Source organism: Streptomyces sp. NRRL F-2664, assembly GCF_000719345.1.
Lineage (GTDB): Bacteria > Actinomycetota > Actinomycetes > Streptomycetales > Streptomycetaceae > Streptomyces.
In genome coordinates this window covers 20,916-35,041 of record NZ_JOFX01000043.1, presented here as the reverse complement: position 1 = coordinate 35,041, position 14,126 = coordinate 20,916, and the positions used below count along the sequence as shown (strand labels likewise).

Annotated in this window: 10 protein-coding genes; 6 read left to right on the top strand and 4 right to left on the bottom strand. The window is 71.8% G+C overall.

What is annotated here, in order from left to right:
- Positions 1-205 precede the first annotated feature (205 nt).
- Positions 206-1,531 carry a serine/threonine-protein kinase gene (locus IF89_RS0129130; RefSeq protein WP_051807787.1) on the top strand — a complete coding sequence of 442 codons (1,326 nt, stop codon included), beginning with the start codon at positions 206-208 and terminating at the stop codon, positions 1,529-1,531.
- Positions 1,532-1,761: 230 nt separating this feature from the next.
- On the opposite strand, the gene IF89_RS0129125 is transcribed toward IF89_RS0129130, so the two are convergent.
- Both IF89_RS0129125 and IF89_RS0129120 read right to left on the bottom strand, forming a co-directional pair.
- A complete protein-coding gene (locus tag IF89_RS0129125; protein ID WP_030774430.1) occupies positions 1,762-2,358 on the bottom strand; it encodes a dihydrofolate reductase family protein in 597 nt (198 codons plus the stop codon).
- A 226-nt stretch (positions 2,359-2,584) separates the two neighbouring features.
- The gene (locus tag IF89_RS0129120) at positions 2,585-3,583 is read right to left on the bottom strand and encodes a helix-turn-helix transcriptional regulator (RefSeq protein WP_051807785.1); all 999 of its coding nucleotides are present in this window, start codon (positions 3,581-3,583) and stop codon (positions 2,585-2,587) included.
- A 63-nt stretch (positions 3,584-3,646) separates the two neighbouring features.
- Here IF89_RS0129120 and IF89_RS0129115 point away from each other — a divergent pair, with 63 nt between their 5' ends.
- The gene (locus IF89_RS0129115) at positions 3,647-4,045 is read left to right on the top strand and encodes a VOC family protein (RefSeq protein WP_030774426.1); all 399 of its coding nucleotides are present in this window, start codon (positions 3,647-3,649) and stop codon (positions 4,043-4,045) included.
- Positions 4,046-4,757: 712 nt separating this feature from the next.
- Here the strand turns inward: IF89_RS0129115 and IF89_RS0129110 are convergent.
- Positions 4,758-5,111 carry a DUF3703 domain-containing protein gene (locus IF89_RS0129110; protein WP_030774423.1) on the bottom strand — a complete coding sequence of 118 codons (354 nt, stop codon included), beginning with the start codon at positions 5,109-5,111 and terminating at the stop codon, positions 4,758-4,760.
- A 74-nt stretch (positions 5,112-5,185) separates the two neighbouring features.
- Here IF89_RS0129110 and IF89_RS0129105 point away from each other — a divergent pair, with 74 nt between their 5' ends.
- The 3 genes from IF89_RS0129105 to IF89_RS0129095 all read left to right on the top strand — a co-directional run bounded on the left by IF89_RS0129105 (position 5,186) and on the right by IF89_RS0129095 (position 8,594).
- The gene (locus IF89_RS0129105) at positions 5,186-5,521 is read left to right on the top strand and encodes an ArsR/SmtB family transcription factor (protein WP_030774420.1); all 336 of its coding nucleotides are present in this window, start codon (positions 5,186-5,188) and stop codon (positions 5,519-5,521) included.
- Positions 5,522-6,422: 901 nt separating this feature from the next.
- On the top strand, positions 6,423-7,547 hold the full coding sequence (locus IF89_RS41060) for a hypothetical protein (RefSeq protein WP_234327905.1): 1,125 nt from the start codon (positions 6,423-6,425) through the stop codon (positions 7,545-7,547).
- A 333-nt stretch (positions 7,548-7,880) separates the two neighbouring features.
- Entirely contained in the window at positions 7,881-8,594 is a 714-nt protein-coding gene (locus IF89_RS0129095; RefSeq protein WP_030774414.1) for an alpha/beta fold hydrolase, read from the top strand.
- A 335-nt stretch (positions 8,595-8,929) separates the two neighbouring features.
- Here IF89_RS0129095 and IF89_RS0129090 read toward each other — a convergent pair whose 3' ends face one another.
- On the bottom strand, positions 8,930-9,454 hold the full coding sequence (locus IF89_RS0129090) for a peptidylprolyl isomerase (protein WP_234327904.1): 525 nt from the start codon (positions 9,452-9,454) through the stop codon (positions 8,930-8,932).
- A 456-nt stretch (positions 9,455-9,910) separates the two neighbouring features.
- On the opposite strand from IF89_RS0129090, the gene IF89_RS0129085 reads away from it, so the two are divergent.
- Positions 9,911-14,035, top strand: a complete 4,125-nt coding sequence (locus IF89_RS0129085; protein ID WP_051807783.1) for a hypothetical protein — start codon at positions 9,911-9,913, stop codon at positions 14,033-14,035.
- Positions 14,036-14,126 lie beyond the last annotated feature (91 nt).

Genomic DNA, 14,126 nt, shown 5'->3' with positions numbered 1-14,126 from the left:
CCCGCCCGACGGTCGGCGGCGGGTCCTGCGCAGGTCCGGCCTGCGCACGATGTGCCCGGTGCCGCCGCGCTGCCGGCGTCGGGCACGGCGAGCCTGCCCCGGCGTTCGGCGGCCGAGAGGCGTCGGCCCCCCTCCCGGAACCCGGTGAGTAGCGCGACTTCCGAGGGGTAGGCGCGCGTTACTGTTCGCGAGTGGAGGAGGACCCATGACGGCCCTGTCCGGCCCGGAGTACGGAGTACCGCCTCTACGCGACACCGTCCTGGGCGGCCGTTATCGGCTCCAGGGCCCCCTGGGGTCGGGCGGCACGGCGGACGTGTTCCACGGTGTCGACGAGGTACTGGGCCGCGAGGTGGCCGTCAAGGTGTTCCGCGCAGGCACGGACACGGTCACCGCCGACCGCTTCTGCGACGAGGCCCGCACGCTGGCCCGTCTCTCCCATCCCGCTCTCGTCACCGTTTTCGACGCCGGCCGACACGGCCAAGGCGCTTTCATGGTCACGGAGTTGATCCGCGGCGTCACCTTGCGCACCCGCATGGACGCGGGCCCCCTGGGACCCGTCCAGGTGATGCGGATCGGCGCCGACATCTCCTCAGCCCTCGACCACGTGCACGCCCACGGCGTCATCCATCACGACGTGAAACCCTCCAACATTCTCCTCGGCGAGGAGGGCTCGCCCCACCTGGCCGACTTCGGGCTGTCACGGACCGTCCACGAGCGCACCCGCAGCGCGCCCGACACCCTCGTCGGCACCGTCGCCTACATGGCCCCGGAACAGTTCCTGGGCGAAGGCGCGAGTACGGCCAGCGACATCTACGCCCTGGGAGTGACTCTCCTGGAGGCCCTCACCGGCCGGCGCGAGTACCAGGGGACTCCGATGGAGATCGGCACCGCCCACCTCCTGCGCCGGCCCCACATACCCGAAGGACTGCCGGAAGACCTCGCCCGCCTGCTCGCACGGATGACCGACTATGAGCCTGCGGCCCGCCCCGACGCTGCCGCAGTCCACCAATGCCTGCAGGACATGGCGAAGGCACCGCGACGCCGCACCCCAGTCGGCGCCACGCCCCACGGCACCACCACCCACCGCTCCCCCTTCTCGCCTGCCGCCGCTGCTGCCGTGCCAACGACCGATCCGGGCGGGGCTGCCCGAGGGCGCCGTCCGCTCTGGTGGACCCTCGCGGCGACGAGCCTCGCGGGCACGTGCGTGCTGGTGATGGGGGGCATGCAAGCGGGCAACAACCCACCCGCCACCGCTCCCACGCACGAGCAGCCCGAGGCCTCGAAGAACTCCGAGGTGACAGCCCCGACAGGGTCTTCACCAGCAGGGACGCCCGCGCCCCCGCTTCCCGCAGCCGTGACGTCCACCCCGCAGTCGCCGGCCGCAGCGCCCTCGACTCCAGAGGACCTCCAGAAGCCCACCGGTCCCTCTTCGGTGCTGCAGGTCGCAGAACACCCTTCGAAGGCTCCTGGGGCGGCGAAGGCGGAGGAGATCCCCGGAAAGGCCAAGGGCAGGAAGGGCAAGGGGCGGTGATCCACCGCCCCTCCGGGAGCCCCCCGGAAGCGCACCAATACGAGGAACTGCTGTGCATCCCCGACTGCTTGTGTCAGGCAGCCTCGTAGACCCGACGGAGCGTATCCGCGTGCGGGACCGCGGAACCCTCACCTGCTTCCCGCGCCCTGGCAAGCGGCCACGGCGGCGCCTGTGTGACTCCTGAGCGCGTCCGCGCCCGGCTCCACACAGGCGCCTCGCGCCCTGAGCGCTCAGCTGCTGACGCGCGTATAGGTGAGGAAGACCGCGCCGCTCTTGAGGACGGTGTGGTCTGCGAGTGCCCAGGTACGCGGGTCGAAGGCGGCCTTGTGGGAGAACAGCGGGATTCCGTTGCCGATGGTCAGCGGTCCGACCTTGACGATCAGCGTGTCGATCTCGGCATACAGTGAGCTCGCAAGCTGGGCGCCGCCGAGCAGCCAGATGTCCTTGCCGTCCTGCTGCTTGAGTTCCCGCACGGTCGCCACCGGGTCGTCGGAGACCAATTCGACGGCCGGGTCCGGGCTCTCGGTCAGGGTCCGGGAAAATACCAGGTGACGCAGGTGCGGGTAGGCGTCGGGGATACCGGCCGCAAGACCGATCTCGTAGCTGTGCCGGCCTTCCAGCACCGTGTCGAAGTGCGTGCCCTCCGCTGTGACGGACAGTGCCTGCCGCGCCTGGACGGGCAGCGTCTCCGGGTACTCGGCCACGAGGTGCTGTATGTAGTCCCCCGGTATGGGCCAGAAGCCGTTCGGACCGGTGGGGTCCCCGCCGTCCGGGCCTGCGATGAAGCCATCGAGGGTGGTGGCGATGTAGTAGACGAGTCTGCGCATGCCGGGTCCCTTTCGTCGGTCCTGCTGTCGGGTGCGGCCCGGGGCAGCACGGATGGCGTGCGAGGCGGGCCGCAGAGCGATCATGGCATCCGGCCGACGACGCGAGCACCGTCCCGTCACCTTTGGGCACCAGCTGCGGCTTCCGGGCCGCGCTCGCACGCTGGCGCGCCAGTAGGCTCTGATCGGCCTCGGTGGACAGCGGTAGGGGCGGTTGTCCGCCGAATGATCAAGGTTGGCCGGCGCAGTGGTCCACTCCACCGCTGAGGGCCTGACCGCCCCCGTTGTCCTCGAACAGGTCTCGGGTACGGCGCAGCAGCGCCTCCCGTACGCGGTCCGGTGACAGGACCCGCAGCGTGGTGCCGAGGCTGAGGAGGTATGTGACGAGCTGGTCGGTGTCGTTGCCGCCGATTTCGACGATGGTGGCATCGGGGCCGTCCGGGTGATGGGTGCCGATCGTGGGCGGGACCAGCCGGAGCGCCTGGTCCATGGGGCGCGCCAGCCGAACTGTGACGTAGAGCGGGTACACCACGCCCGCGGTGGATCGAGAGACGAAGAGCGCCGGGTCGGGCGGGTCGACGAGTTCGACGGTGTGTCCGGTCGGCTCTACCCGTACCACCCGGTCGGCCCGGAATGTCCGCCACTGCTCCTTGGCCACGTCCCGGGCGACGAAGTACCAGCGGCGGCCTGTGTGTACCAGGCGGTAGGGGTCGATGTCCCGGACAGTGGCCTTCCCCGCGTGGTCCCGGTACGAAAGGCGGGTGCGCTCGCCACGGCGGCAGGCGGCGGCCAGATCCGGCAGCACGCCGGGCGGGACCTGATGTCCTTCGGGCCTGGGGGTGTGGACGAAGGTCGCATCCATGTCCCTCAGCCGGTCCGCGATCCGGGGCGGTAGGACCTGCCGAAGTTTCAACAGCGCCGACAGCGCGGCCTGGTCGCTGCCCAAGACGCCGCTGAGCGCGGCCTCTCGCAGCGCGACGGCCACGGCAAGCGCCTCCTCGTCGTCGAGTATCAGCGGTGGCACCCGAGTGCCACCGCCGAGGCGGTAGCCGCCCCACGGACCGGGGTCGGACTCGATCCCGTAGCCGAGTTCCCGCAGCCGGGCGATGTCCCGCCGGACCGTGCGGTCGGTGACCGCCATTCGCTCGGCCAGCTCGCGGCAGGTCCACGTCGGTCGAGTGGACAGCAGCGAGACCAGTCGCAGCAGTCGGGCAGAGGTGCTGATCACATCCCGAAGTGTTCCCCATGACCAGGACCGGACCTGTCCTGGTCCCGTCCTAGCGTCCTCCCCATGAGTACCGAACCCACATCCGAACCCACATCCGGACCCGCGATCCGCCTGCTGTCCGTAGACTTCGACTGCCCCGACCCCGCCGAGCTGGCCCGCTTCTACGGCACCGCGCTCGGCTTGCCCGTCATCCACTCCAGCGACGACTTCATCCTGCTCGGCCGCGACGGGACCCCCGGACTGGGCTTCATCCGGGTGGCCGACTACCGGCGTCCGACCTGGCCGGACCCGTCCCAGGGCAAGCAGGCGCACATGGAACTGGGCGTCGACGATCTGGACGCCGCCCACGCGCGGATGCTGGCACTGGGCGCCTTGGAACCCTCCGTCCAACCGCACCCCGATCAGCGGAGGGTCTTGCTGGACCCCGCGGGCCACCCCTTCTGCATCTCCACGCAGGACTGAGCAACACCGGTCGGCCGACGCCGCCGTCGACGGAGCGCAACGCGAACCGTCCGTCGGGCCGGCGGATCCCGGACGAGGTGCTGCGCCGACAGCACGGCCTGGCACGAGCCGTCACGGGAAAGCTCCCTGATGCGAGCTCGGCCAGGCCCTCCCGGGCGGCGCGACTTGGTCGATCTACTCCGTGGGGGTTGCACCGGAAGGCTTCTGGACAACGCACACAGTGCCGGGACTACCGGGCAGCACCCACGGGAGTGGTCCGGTCGAACGGCCCGCTCGCCGCGGCTCCCCGCTCGTGCGCCACAGCGCCGCAGCGCCGCCCGGCCCACGGGACTCCGTCTCGGAACTGGACATGATCCTCCTGTGCTCGTCGCTCCCTGCCCGGGATCTCGCCCCCGGAGGAATCGGGCGGCTTTCGAGCCGCCGAGAAAGAAGAGGGCAGCCCTGGGCCGCTTCGTCGATGCTGTTCGCTCCTGCTCCTGAGTCGCGGGCCTGGCAGACCGAAGAAAGACGCCGGCGACGGAGAGCCCGGACAGGTGGATGGTGCGGTCCGTTCGTAGCGGGTGGCGATACCCCCCACTGCTTCAGGCGGTTGATGCAGCGTTCGACGGTGTTGCGCTGCCTGTACGCCTGGCGGATCACTCGGGGTGAGTAGGCCTGGTCGGCCAGGATTGACCAATCTGCTCGACCCGGTGACAGCCGGCGCTCACCCTGCTCACGGACGCAGGTCGATCCCGGCCCCGGCGAGGAGCGCGGCCAAGTCGTCGGGGATCGGCATCGGCGTGGTGAGTCCGGCCCGGGTGCGGCCGGTGTTGCCGTCCGGGTACTTGCCCGCCGCCGAACCGGGTCCGGCCACCACCATGCGCACGAGCTGGCCGAGGACTTCCCGCAGGTCCCGGTCCCGAACGGCGAGGCGGACCATCACTGCGTGGGTCCGGGTGTGGGCCATCGGCCAGGGCTGGGACAGGATGTGGGCCCGCTCCGCGGCCCGCCACCGCTCCCTCATCGGCCCCGGCGCGCGAGCGGAGGCCATCTCGGCGGTGAACGCGGCATGCAGGGCCAGGGACATCGGCACGCGGGGCAAGGCAGACCTCCAACTGTTCAGGATCCCGTGGATTCAAGCATCCGTGTATCGTTCTGTCCATGCCGACCCTCGCCACCGAGCTCGATGTCCTGACCCGGTTCGGCCGGGCGCTGGCCGATCCGATCCGCTGCCGGCTGCTGCTCGCCCTGCGCGAGGCACCGGCCTACCCGTCCGACCTCGCCGAGGCGCTCGGCGTCTCCCGCACCCGGCTGTCGAACCATCTGGCGTGCCTGCGCGACTGCGGCCTGGTCGTGGCCGTTCCCCAGGGCCGGCGGACCCGCTACGAGCTGGCCCACGAGCGGCTCGGGCACGCGCTGGACGACCTGCGCACCGCCGTGCTCGCGGTCGAGGCGGACAAGAGCTGCGTGGATGCCGCGGAGAAGGGCTGCTGCTGACCCTGGCCGGGTTGATGGTTTCCCGCCGCGGCGGAAGCGGATGAACCGTGGGCGCAAGGGCCTTGACCAGGCGCCATCCGAAGTGGCCGGGGGAGTTCGGCGCGTGCGGCCGCGTAGGGGGCGGCGCAGGGAGCGGTCGGACCCCTTCGATGGTGATCCGGCCGGGCCGGTGGTGGATGTCGAAGCCGGTGACGCCCCGCGTGCCGGATCGCGAAGGCGACGAGTTCGCTGACCACCGTCCGGCACCAGCGCCGGGGATGCGCCGCAGTCGCCCAGCACGCGGCGGGGCCTACTCCCTGGCCCGGCCGCAGCTCATTCAGGCCGGGGGGGACCCGGAGTGCTCGATCGGAGGCCCCGCAAGGTGTGAGGTTCGGCGAGGAGGCGCAAGGCGTCCGGCCGGGTGCGTCCCAGGACGGCGGCACAGGATGCGCCAGGCAGCATCCTGGCCCGATCCCGGCACGGGGCACTTGCTCTGGAAGGGTTTGGGGTCCGCGATCAGAACCATGGTGGCGATGCTGCGCCGGCCGCGGTATCCGGTTTCGGTCCCGGAGTAGGCCGGTCCGAACTTGGTATCGGGGCCCGAGCTCGGCCCGCCGTCCTCGGGCTTGGGGCTGACGGGGTCGCACGGGGTGTGGCCGTTGATGAAGCGGGCCGCAGCCGCCATGGTGCCGGCCTTGGGCAGCTTCTGGAACGCGGGTCCCGTCCTTCGGTGCGCCGCTGACTCCGCCGTTCCTCGTAGGGTTCTCCAGGGTGCCCTCCCATGGTGGTCGCCCGAACTGACGCCTTCTCTCGGGAAGGTGATCGGCTGAGCGCTCGGGGGATTCGTGGACGCAGAAGCGTCCGACCTGGGCTTGGACAGCCTCGTGACATTGGCGGTCGTACCGGTCACTATGCTGCCGGGATGACTGCGCAGTCGCCCCCTCCGCTGACCCTGGAAACCGCCAGGGATCTTCAGCGCATGCTCCGAGCCGAGATCGGGCCGGGCCTCAGCGAGCGGGAACTCGACGCGGTCGAGGCACCGTTCGGCTTCACCTTCTCGGCGGACCACAGGGTCTTCCTCGCCGCCGGGCTCCCGTACGGGTCACGAAGCTGGCCCGACTGGCGCAACGGCGACCCCGAGGACCTGGCCGAGCGGCTCGCCCAACCGGTCGAAGGTGTGCTCTTCGACGTCCAACACAACAACTTCTGGCACCCCGCCTGGAGTCCGAGGCCCGCAGAGACATCCGATGCGCTGCAGATCGCGCGGTGCGAGTTGGCGACCGTGCCGCAGCTGGTCCCCCTCTACAGCCACCGCTACCTGCCTGGCACAGCAGGCGAATGCGGGCACCCCGTGTTGTCCGTCCACCAGACCGACATCATCATCTACGGGAACGACCTCTCCGACTACGTACGGCACGAGTTCACCGGCCGCGCGAGCAGTCTCCCCGCCCACGCGACTGTCGGTTTCTGGTCCTACTTCGTCAACGGCGGCCCCGGCATCGACGTCACCGCGCCGACGCCGCACACCCCTTACGCCACCAGTGCTCAGGAGGCGATCGAGTACCTGGGGATGCTGGCTCTGGAGCGCCTGATCGGCCGACAGCACCACACGCACCAACTGATCGAAGCAGGGCTTACGGCACTGGTTCTCGGCGTCGAGACGGAGTCGCTTCCGCTCCTCGCCGGCCTATCGCGCACGGAGCATGAGAGCGCCGAGGCGCTCTTCGACCAAGTACTGGGCGAACTCGGTCTGCCCGAGGGCCTTCCCGGCGATGACACCGATATCCCGGGGGAGGCGGCACGCTGGGAGCTCGTGCGCTGGTGGCTCCGGCTGATCGTGAACGGGAGTCTGGCCCCCGGAGCCGGCGGTGACGTGATCACGTACGAGGGCTGGAGCGCATTGGCCAGGCCCCAGTCTCTTCAGCCGCTTGTCGACAAGGTCGACGCGTACAACGAATGGGGCGCCATCGGGCGCAGAACACGCGAGCAAGCGATCGTCACTGAAGCCGAACGGTTGCTCGCCGGTCCCTGGCCACCGCTGGACTGAACTCGGCCCCCGGCGGGCTGTCGCGCATGTCCGCACGATTCTGGGGCCGCTTCCGCCTGATGCGCCCATCCTGGAAGAGGGGCGACCGGTGAGGGAGGCCCTGTGACGCTGCGATCGCCCGGTGGAGTCGATGCCGGCGCAGGCGGCCGGCCGCCACGCTGTCGGAGGCGGTGTACAAGCAGAGGCTGGACGGTCACCGGGCGCTAGTCTTCAACACCGGGGCCCCCTGGCGGCCGCCTGGTCCTCGACGGCGAAGTCGTCGTCTGGGACAGAGAGGCCGAGCCTGTCCGAGGCGTTGCAGCGGTTGTCCGGCTGCCCGGCTACGGTGCGGGCATGGTGAATTTCGTGCTGGTTGCAGGTGCACGGCTCGGGGCGTGGGCGTGGGACGAGGTGGTGCCGTATCTGCGCGCGGCCGGCCACGGCGTCTATCCGTTGACGCTGTCCGGTCTTGCTGACAGGCGGGGTGTACCGGCGGGGCAAGCGACTCACGTCCAGGACATCGTTGCCGAGGTGGAACGCCAGGATCTGCATGATGTAGTGCTGGTGGGTCACAGCTACTCGGGCATCCCGGTCGGGCAGGCCGCGGAGCGGATCGGTGACCGACTGGCCCGCGTGGTATTCGTCGACTCAAGTGTTCCGACCGACGGCGAGTCGTTCGTCTCCGCCTGGCCGGACGGCGGGGCGGCAGTGGAGGCATCGATCGCCGACAACGGAGGGTTCTGGCCGCTCGCGCCAGCCGCTCATTACGACGGCGAAGGTCTCACCGATGAGCAGATCGCACGCCTTGTGCGTGGCTCGACGCCTCACCCAGGTGCCACGCTGACCGAGCCCGCTGTGCTGGCGGGGCCGCTCGGTGAACTTCCGGCGACGTACATCCTGTGCGTGATGCCGGGGGCCGAGCCTGACGACGCCGAGCCCGACGAAGTTGTGGCCGACCTGCTGAACAGCAAGCGCTGGCGGCTGGTCACCATGGACACCGGCCATTGGCCGATGTTCTCCCAGCCGTGCGAGCTGGCGCAGATTCTCCTCAATGCTGCCGCGGAGTGAGAGCCCCCCATGCCTGCGGGCTGGTCTCGGACGCACTTGTGTGCTGGTCGCAACCACGTTCGCCGATGGCCGCCCAGCGCACCTCCCCCAGCGGTTCCGCCGGCGCGGACGCCCACCACTGGCGCCGCCGGGCGCGAGGAGACTGGCACATGCAGGGACTTCCCACCGTACCCGCTGCCCCGTTTGCCCCCCGCCTTCGGCCCCGGAATGAAGAGCCCCCGGCACTGTGCGCCGGGGGTCTCACCTTGATGCCGGTCCGAAGGGCCGAGGGGCGCTGTGCGGTCCAGAGACGGCAGGCGGTGCGGCCGCAGCAGCCGGCTCGGGCCGCGGGTGCGTCAATGCCGGCTGGACTGCCGGACGCGGAGCAGCTCGGTCCGTAGCACAGGTGTGCCGTCGACCGGTGCCGGGTTCTCCGCGGTCGGCTCGATTCCTCCGGCGGCGGTTTTGTCGAGGGTCGCCAGGCCCTCGGGGCCGACTGTGCCGAACACCGTGTAGTTCGGTCGCAGTGCGGAGTCGCCGTAGACGACGAAGAATTGTGAGCCGTTCGTGCCCGGACCGGCGTTGGCCATCGCCAGCAGGCCGCGCCCGTACAGGCGGCGCGCGCCGGTCGGATCGGTCGGTGCGGGTGGCAAGTCCACCGGCAGCTCGTCCTTGTACTTGTATCCGGGTCCTCCCCCACCGGTACCGGTCGGGTCGCCGCACTGCAGGACCTTCAGCGTCGGATACGCCGTCAGGCGGTGGCACACCGTTCGGTCGTAGAAACCGTGCCGTGCCAGGTGCAGGAAACTCTGGACCGTGCACGGCGCCTTGGCCCGGTCCAAACGCAGCGGGAGCGGGCCCTGGCTGGTCGGAACAGCCATGTCGACGGTGCCACGGCTGGGGGTGCGCCGCGGGTCGGGCGGCAGTGGAACAGGGCGCGCGGCCGGTTCGTCCGGGGTCTGTGTGTACTGGCACGGGCCGTGCGTGGTGCGCGGCGGAACGCCGTCGGAAGCCGTGGCGGCACTTCCCCCGGACACGACCAACGTCACGGCCGCGAATGCACTGAACAGTGCGCGGTTCATCTTGCGCGCCCTCCTGATGATCGCCAGGTTCTGGAGCGGTCGAAGTCTAGGGCGTGGCCTGCCCGGCGGGAATGTCAACGGCAGGAGGCCGACGCGGTCTGACCGAAATCCCTGCCCTCCAGTGGCACGGCCGGCCCTTCGGCCGGCCTGGCGGATCCTTCCTGACGCCCCGGAGCCCCGGAGCCCCAGAGCCCCGGATCCCCGGACCCACTGCCCCCGCGCCCGCTGTCAGAGCCGCCTGGCAAGATCACACGTATGACCAGCAGCACCGGAGCTCCCGTCCCGCTCCCCGCCAATCACCGCATCTCCGAGACGTACGCCGACTGGGCACGTACCCAGGGACCGGGCGTCGAAGCCGCCGCCCGCGACACGCTGGAACGGGCGGGCAGCAGCCGGCACCGGGCCTGGGAGAAGCCCGGCCGGTTCGTGGACGACGCGGAGCGCCTGGCCCGGGGCCTGCCGGCCGCCCACCTGCCCTGGTTCTGGGACACCATCGGTCACTGGATGCTGGAGACGCACCGCCGCTCCGCCGCCCGCGCCTACACGCAGGCCCGCACCGCCGAACGCACCCACGCCCTGCCGGTCGATCCCGACTGGCGGCGGGCCAATCAGCTGCTGTTCGCCCGCTTCGGCGCCCTGCCCGCCAGCGAACTCAGCGGAGCGCCGGCCTGGTTGGCCGGCGTGCTCGAACCGGACGACGCGCACCACGAGTTCGTCCGCCTGCTGAACGCCTGGGCGGCATCCCCCGGCGAGCTTCCCGCCGATCTGGCCCGCCGCATCAGGGACTCGGCCCGCGCGGCCGGGCTAGGCAGCGAGGAGGAGGCCCGGGTGCTGGGCGGGGTGCTGGCCGCGGCCCGCGGCAAGGCCGTCCCCGACCGGCTGCTCGACGCGGCAGCCGGCCTGCTCGGTGACCACCCGCCCGCCGACGAGCAGGCCACCGCCCTCCTCGACCTGTTTCCCGAGTCGAAGAACGACGCGGCCGCATGGCTGCGGCTGCTCATCGCGTGCGGTGCCGCCGACGCGGCCGCGGCCGGGCGGATCACCCCGGAGGGCGGCCTCGGCGACTGGCTGCGCCGGTACGCCGCCGGATACTCGCACCGCACGGTCAGCGGCGGGGGAGTGACCCGCCAGCCCATGCCTGCGGAACTCTTCGACCTGGTGCGCCGGTTCGCGCCGCTGCTGCGCGCGCACAGCACTCCGGTCCACCTGCACGAGGACCGCTACCGGTGGCCGCATCTGGACGCCGACCTCCTCGACCTCTGCCTCGCCGAAGGCATACCCGTCCACGACCCCGGTGCCGCGATCCGCCTGGAGTTCTGGGGTGAGCACTCCCAGCGCGACCTCAAGGCACTCGCCGCCGATCCGGTGTTCGGCCCCCGGCTGGAAGGCACCGTGCACGCAGGCCTCCGCACCTGGGGCGGCGCTGCGATCAGCGGCACTGCGATCAGCCGGCTCCCGCACAATCCGGGCATCACGGCCGAGGTGCACGCCCGCGTCGAGAAGCTGCTCGACGCCCTGCGCGGCGGGGGGCTCGCCGCCGCCGACGAGGCCGTCGACGAGCTGCACGGCCTCCTCGACCGGCCCACCGCCATCGCGCTGGACGGCATCGAGGAGGCCCTCGACGCACTCGACCTCACCGGCCCGCTGGCCCGCTCCCTGCGGGCCGGGCTTCCGGAGGAGCTGGGCTGGCCCGCCCTGGACCAGGCCCTCGCCGCGTTCCGGCCCGACGGAACCGTGCACGTCACCTGCACCTGGCCGGTACTCACCGTGTACGGCGAGACCCGCGCCCTCGCCGTCGACCACGCCGGGCTGCGCGCCGACCACACCTTGGAGCTGCCCGACGGCGCACGCGGCCACACCGTGCACTGGGTCGGCGGCCAGTTCCTCGTCGCCTGGAATGAGCAGCACCAGGGGAACCCCGGTACCACCGCCTACTGGTCCGACCACCCGGGCGAGAGGTTCGAACCGGAGGAGACGTACGGACTGCGCCCCTACGGCGGCAGCATCCAGGGCGGCCTCGGCTACCAGTTCGAAACCCCGGACGGTGGCGGCCGGTTCGACGGCGAGCGCGTCCTGCGGGCCGGCGGCCGTGAGGGCATCGGCCACCGCGACTACCAGATGTACGACGGCCACGACTTCTGGAGCACCGAGGTGTTCAGCGAAGACCGTAGCGGCTGGAACCGCCTCGACCCGGCCACCGGCGTTCCCACCGCCGACCGCACCCTGCCCGCCTTCCACGACCCCGACCGGTCCCCGCCCGGCATGAAGCCCTTTCCCGACCACCGCATCCTCGCCGCACTGCCGCCCGGCGCTCCGCCCTCCCCGCTGGGCCAGGACGGGACGCTCACCGGCTGCCGGGTCGAATACCGCACCCCGTACGGGGGTCCCTCGCCCCGCGAGTTCGTGCTGGAGTGCATCGACGGCCGCACCGCCTCCTACCGCAGCAACAACTGGGGTCGGCGCCCGTGGGGAATCCTCGCCCTGCCGCTCGGCGGTGAGGACGCCGTCCTTGCTGGAGGAACGACCATCCGCTGCCATGCCGCCGGCGACAACTCGTTGCTCTGGCAGGTCCAGGGCTTCCCCGGCAGCCGCGACAGGACCCGGAGCCGGGCCACCCTGGGCGAACTGGCCGGGCCGGTGCCGCCACCTGCCTTCTGGCACTTCCTGACCCCGCGCGACGCACCCTCGTCCCATGTCCTGCGGACGGTCACGGACAGCGCGGTGCGCGAGCTGCTGCACCAGGGCACCGGGCACGCCCTGCCGGGAGTGACCGACCCGCGGGTCCGGGAGGGCGTCGACCGCGCCGTCCGGCTTGCCGCCGACGTACTGCGCCGCCGCAAGGAGTTGTCCCACCGGGTCGCCGTCATGCGGGCCGGGCCGGTCGTCGATCTGCCCGACCCCGCGCCGGACAGCCGGCTCGTCCCGGCCCTCCACGGCCTGCTGCCCCAGCTGCGCGGCTACGAGCAACGGCAGCCGCAGCCACAACCCGCTCTCCTCACCTCGGTCGCCGCCGACGGCCGGTACCTGCGCGGCGATATCGACGACGAGGTGCGGGTCCTCGCCCTGCCCGCGCCGCCTGCCGAGTGGGCGGTGCTGACCGGCCGGATCGATGCCGTGGCCTGGCGGACCGTCGTCGCGGCCACCCCCGACGAGCACCGCCAGGCGCTCGCGGCACTGCTCGGGGTATGGAGCCGGCAGCCGTTCGCGGAGGCCGAGAGTTCCTGGCGGACCGGCCGGGCCCCGGAGCAGCGGATCGCCGCACTGCGAGCGGACGGTTTCGCCGTGGCCTCCGGCCCGGAGCGCAGCGGCCTCGCCCCCTTCCTCCAGCGAGCCGCCGATCCGGTGCCCGACGATGCCGAGGAGTGCGCCACGCACACCGTCGCCGCCGATGACACCAGCCGGCTTCCCCGCCTGCTGGCCCTGCTCGCCGGACAGGGCCCGCTGCCGGTGCCCGAGGAGGCCGTGGACCTGTTCCGCTGGCGCACCGGGGTGCCGCGCCCGATCGCCGCCCTGGTCCTCGACGGTTTCGCCGGCAGCGACGACTACGGCGCGCACCGCAAGCTGGTCCGCTCCAAGCCGTACAGGGCCGACCAGAACACGCTCCACGCGTACGACGAGTTCCAGCGGCGGCTCGGGCCGGCCGGTCGGCGCACCGTGCTCGCCGCCGCTCTGCCCGGCGACCCGGCGGAGCTCTGGGCCCCCGGCGGGATGACCGCGGCCGCGCAACGCATGGCCGTGGCCTGGAGCCGGCTGCTCGGCGCCGGCCCGTACACCGATGACGGCAGCCATGCCGCTGCCCTCGCCGCGGACCACGGACTCCCGGAGATCTGGGCCACGGCCCTGCTCACCGGCCGCCTCCAGGAACCTCTGAAGGCCGACGGCATGCAGGCCGCCGCCACCGCTGTCGCCTGGGCTCTCGCCGAGCGCCCGGTGGGAGACCCTGCGGCGCAGGGTGCCCGCGTCCTGCTCGACGGGCTCACGGACCTGCCCGCCGACCTGCTCACCGCTCTGCGCAGGCTGGCCGACCGGTCCGCCACTACCCCCGTTCCCCCCGGCCAGTACGAGACCAACCCGCTGTTCAGCGTCCCGGACCTGGTGGACGAAGTGGCGGCGGCTCTCGGTGTCAGCCGGGACGCGGCCGCCCTCCAGCTCCAGCTGCACGCTCTCGACCGCCCGGCCGACCGCACCGTCCGCCGCTGGAACTCCTGGTCCATCGATCACCACCGCACCGTCCGCAAGGAGCTGACCGCCGCGAAGGCCCCGCGCCCCAAACCCGCCGCCCCGGCAGAAGCCCCCGCTGCGGTCCCGGCACCCGCGCACGAGCGGTTCACCCGCGCCTGGGCGCGGACAGGTGCGGCACGGCCGGAAAGGAAGGCGTGATGCCCTTCGATGCGGGGGCCTGATGGGTCGGGCACAGCGCCGTAAGGCAGTGAGCCGCGTACGGCCGACGGCGGTGGCGAACACGTCCGTG